The 3,846-nt window shown below is 64.6% G+C and carries 2 protein-coding genes and 1 pseudogene; all 3 read left to right on the forward strand.

Features of this window, described 5'->3' with window-relative positions; genetic code table 11:
• Nucleotides 1-394 (forward strand): annotated as a pseudogene (locus QOH60_RS03465) (SAM-dependent methyltransferase); the annotation flags it as partial.
• Nucleotides 395-1,586: 1,192 nt separating this feature from the next.
• On the forward strand, nt 1,587-2,699 hold the full coding sequence (locus QOH60_RS03470; protein WP_526417121.1) for an adenylate/guanylate cyclase domain-containing protein: 1,113 nt from the start codon (nt 1,587-1,589) through the stop codon (nt 2,697-2,699).
• A 594-nt stretch (nt 2,700-3,293) separates the two neighbouring features.
• Nucleotides 3,294-3,803, forward strand: coding sequence for a MarR family winged helix-turn-helix transcriptional regulator (locus QOH60_RS03475; protein ID WP_526417123.1), 510 nt, complete (start codon nt 3,294-3,296; stop codon nt 3,801-3,803).
• Nucleotides 3,804-3,846 lie beyond the last annotated feature (43 nt).

Raw genomic sequence — 3,846 nt, forward strand, 5'->3', positions numbered from 1 at the left:
CGCCTGGATCGCCGAGGGTCTGTTCGGCTATCTGCCGCCCGACGCCCAGGACCGCCTGCTGGACAACATCACCGCGCTCAGCGCCGACGGCAGCCGACTGGCCACCGAAACCGTCCCGGACATGTCGCATCTGGATCTCGAAAACGCCCGGGAAATGATGCGCAAAGCCACCGCCAAATGGCGTGACCACGGCTTTCAACTGGAGTTTGCGGACCTGGGATACGAGGGCGAGCGTAATGAGGTCCCCACCTACCTGGAGAACCTGGGCTGGCGGTCGGTCGGTACGCCGATGAGTCGGCTCTTGGCCGACAACGCACTAGCGGCGATGCCGCACAGCAGCGACTGGGTTCCGATGGCCGACAGCGTCTACTACACGTCCGTCTTGAGCAAGTAGTCGACCACGATGCCCCCGGGTCGCCCCGCTAGATCGGCCACTGCGCCACCGTCGATGACAAGTGCGCCAAGACGTTCAACCGATCTATGCCACCGTAGGTTGGGTACATAGACGAAGTAGAGTTCCACCGCATCTTGCTCAACGCCTTAAGCACGCTCATCTGAGTCCGCGACGCTGCCGCTCCCGGCGTGAGGAACACGACCCAGTATTACGCAGACACCGCATGACGCAGCCCGAAAGATCACGACGACGGTTCCGAGACCGAAACCGACCGAGTCCAGGCCATGGTGCATGGCGGACAAGGCCCACCGACCGCTCAACTATTTGAGCGTGAGGCGGTCTGGGCCCGCGACTTCACCGACCTGAGCTACGAGTGGCGCCGGCGGGCAGGCGCTTCTCCTGATTCCCGACGGCTCGAACTTCACCTGGCCGCGGTGGCGCACCGCGATTGCCGAACTCCGCTCGACCGGCCGATTCGCGCAGCAAGCCGTGCGTTGCGACAGTCCCATACGCTGCACCCCGCACACCGGAGGTGCCACCGCTGCGGTGACCGGAGCACCGAGCGCTAATGTCCGTGTGCTCACCCACAACGGCTTTGCCCTGACGGGCGGGCACGGCCCTGGTGGCAGCTGACGATCCACCGGCAACTGGTCGCCCGCACCGCTCTGTTCCCAGCCACCAAACTTCCCCAGCCCGATCAGTTGAGCCCTTGGCTGGAACGAACCTGAACCCAAGTCGACGCCTCGTCGCCGGCCACACGCGGGCGCTTGCTTTGGGAACCGTTTTGGGACCACACGATATGCGCGATGGTGAACGATCTGCGCGTCCGTGAACGTCTCGCCGCGCCAAAAACCTCTGCCTGTCTCTGCCGACCTGCGCTAGCTCGCCTGAAAGTGGGGCGCAGAACTCTCCTCAGCACTTGACCTGGTCGGCGATGCCCAGCTCGATGCGCGTACGTGCATGCTTCAGCGCAATGTCCCGGGCGGTTTAGTCCAGCCGGTGCTGCGGTTCCACAGGAACGTGCTCACACGGGTGGCCCCGTCTTATCGTCGTAGACCACCGCTGCTCCACAACGTCACCACGATAAACCCGCACAGCGTTGGGCAGGGTAGACCAGAAATTTCGCCTGCGGAGAGTTGGTAATCATCTGCTCTTGCGCATACCGCACCGGTACCGGTTGTACGTTGACTCAGTGGCAGCAGAGGTCGACATCGAGGCGTTGGGGCTGCTCGACGGCCTCGAGAGCGAGGCGCGCACCGAGCGTGCCGAGCTGATCGCGTGGCTGCTCGACCGCGGCTTCAGCATCGACCAGATCCGGGCCTCGGTCGCTCCGCTGCTCCTGCCCGCGAATCGGGTGATGGGCGAGGACGGGGTTTGCCTGTCGGCGCGACAGATCTGCGAGGCGACCGGGCTGGACCTGGAGCTATTGCAGCGCCTGCAGGGCGCGGTCGGCCTGCCGAGAATCGAGGATCCCGACGCGGCGGTCCTGCCCCGAGTGGACGGCGAGGCCGTCGCGTACGCGAAGGTATTTCTTGATATGGGTGTCGACCCGGACGAGACGGTCGCCGTCATGCGCGTGCTGATCGAGGGGCTGCAGCACGCCGCGGCAATGATGCGTCAGGCGGCTTTCAAAACCCTCATGCGTCCCGGAGCCAGCGAGATCGAGTTGGCCGAGGCATCCGAAGCGCTGGCGCACCAGGCCGTGCCACAGGTCGGCCCGATGGTCCAAGCCCTGCTACTCCTGGAGCTGCGGCACACGTTCGAGACCGAGGCCGTTAACGCCGCCGAGCGCGCCGCCGGCACACTCCCGGGCGCTCGGAAGGTCGTCGTGGCATTCGCCGACCTCGCCGGCTTCACTCGGCTTGGCGAGGCGCTACCGCCTGAGGAGCTGGAACGTGTCGCCCGCCGGCTTGCCGATCTCGCTCGCGACGTCGCGGTCGCGCCGGTGCGGTTTGTCAAGACGATCGGCGACGCCGTGATGCTCCTGTGCGCCGACCCGGTTCCGCTGTTGAACGCCGTCCTTGACCTGGTCGCAGTCGCGGCAAAGGAAGGTCTGCCCCGACTTCGGGGCGGTGTCGCCTCCGGAGATGCCGTCAGCCGCGCCGGCGACTGGTTCGGCAGCCCCGTCAATGTCGCAAGCCGTGTCACCGGCGCAGCGCGTGCCGGCACGGTGCTGGTCGCGGAAAGTGCACGCGAGGCCATCGGAGACGCGGAAGGTTTCGACTGGGCATTCGCCGGTTCACGACATCTCAAGGGCATCAGCGGTGAGGTGAAGCTATTCCGGGTCAGCCGCTTCGGGGAGTGACACCGAGAACGCCCAAGTCAGTTGCTCGACGGTTGGTGCGGCGGCGACCTTGGCTGCGGGATCAGCGTGGGCATCCCGGCTACAACGAACAACGAAATGTGTTGCGCCACAACGAACGAACATCCGCGTTGGTCATTGTCGGGATGGTGCTTCTTTCGCTGGGGCGTCCTTTGGGCTTTCCGTCCCCCCTCGTCACAAACGCCGACTGGCCAAGCCCGAGATCGCGACATCGGTTCTGGCTACATCGCCGGCACCTCACCACCCGGATCGCCCGCGACTACAACGTCTCCAAAACCCGATCGCCGCACTGGTTCGTACTTGTGGTATCACGCTACGTCGCCAAGGTTTAACTGCGAACAGGTGAGTGAAGCCGTCACCCTCTACACCGCTGGCCGCTCACTGGCCTGGCTTGCTGTCCGCTACGGCGTTTCCCCCACGACCGTCGCTGCTGCGCTTCGGCGACAGGGTATCCAGCTAATCGAGTTAGGCCATGTGTTAACCGTATAGCGTTTCGAGTAATGACATTAGGTATGGCTTCACTTGTCACGGTATCATGTTACTTGAATGTTCAAGTGAGTTGGCTAGACTGCGGTAATGACGCGATCCCAACGGCGGGCTGTCGCCGCCGCCGCCCCGAGATGGTTGACACCGGCACAACTCGAGGCCTGGCAGGCCATCACGCTGATGCTCGCCCGGCTACCCACGGCGCTGGAGGCGCAGCTGCAACGAGACTCCCAGCTCAGCTACATCGAGTACTACGCACTTGCCGCATTGTCCGAACGGCCCGACCGCACGATGCGGATGAGCGAGCTTGCCGTGCTCACCAACGCGGAGCTGTCGCGGTTGTCACACTTGATCACACGCCTGCAGAAGCGTGGCTACGTGCGGCGCGAGCCCGATCCGCACGATGGCCGATACACCAATGCCGTACTCACCGACGTCGGCTATGATCACGTCGCCGCAGCAGCCCCCGGCCACGTTGCGGCTGTACGCGAGCTCGTCATCGACGCACTCGACGACACCGCGCTCACCGCCCTGCGGGAGATCGCGGAGCGGATCATCGCCCGCATCGACGACCCCGGAACAGCGTCGACCGCGACCTGACGGCGATAAACGCAGAGTTTGAGTAGGACACGGACGAGTTCAA

Source organism: Mycobacterium sp. (genome assembly GCF_032159765.1).
Lineage (GTDB): Bacteria > Actinomycetota > Actinomycetes > Mycobacteriales > Mycobacteriaceae > Mycobacterium.